Annotated in this window: 1 protein-coding gene and 1 pseudogene; one reads left to right on the top strand and one right to left on the bottom strand. The window is 43.9% G+C overall.

Translation table 11 applies throughout. The features are described 5' to 3' along the window. Positions 1-359: pseudogene (locus R8N49_RS30130) on the top strand (hypothetical protein); the annotation flags it as partial. On the opposite strand, the gene R8N49_RS30125 reads toward R8N49_RS30130, so the two are convergent. Further along, positions 356-528 (bottom strand): VRR-NUC domain-containing protein (locus R8N49_RS30125; protein ID WP_140170947.1); only part of this gene is annotated, 173 nt, incomplete at its 5' end. The pseudogene R8N49_RS30130 and the gene R8N49_RS30125 sit on opposite strands and share 4 nt — an antisense overlap.

Here is a 528-nt window from a genome sequence, read left to right as displayed (position 1 = left end):
ACAATGCCGCCCTGCATTATTCGAAATCTTTGACGCTCGTTCGTTTAAATGACAAAGAGCAAGCCGCAAATGAAATCGAAAAAGCGGCCAACATGGCGAAAAACAACAGTTACTTTTGGTATTTGAATGGTGTGCTACAAGAAGAGTTCAGTGTCGATAAGGCTGTGAAATCTTTTGAACAGGCTTACTTGATTTCAGGCGCGCCAGAGCAGCTGTACGCGGTTTGTGATATCTATATTCGTTACGATAATCCGAAAACGGATGAATGCTTGACGGAACTAGAAAAAGTCGCACCAAGCTATGTGATTGACCAGCTCAAACAGAAAAGAGCGCTGACTTCTGCAAAGCCTAAAAGCTAGTCAATCCGCATTTCATCTTCTTTTCGCGCGGTGACGTAACACACTGCAAATGGCACATTAAGGCGAGAAAACTCTTTGATCCAACGCCATTGGTTATCTTGGAGTTTATCGCCGGGCCCTTTTACTTCAATCCACTCGAACTCGTTGTCTCTAAAAGCAATCAGATCCG

This window comes from Vibrio sp. 1978 (assembly GCF_033344345.1).
The sequence above is the reverse complement of the archived record's forward strand: the minus strand, read 5'-3'. Positions and strand labels throughout refer to the sequence as shown.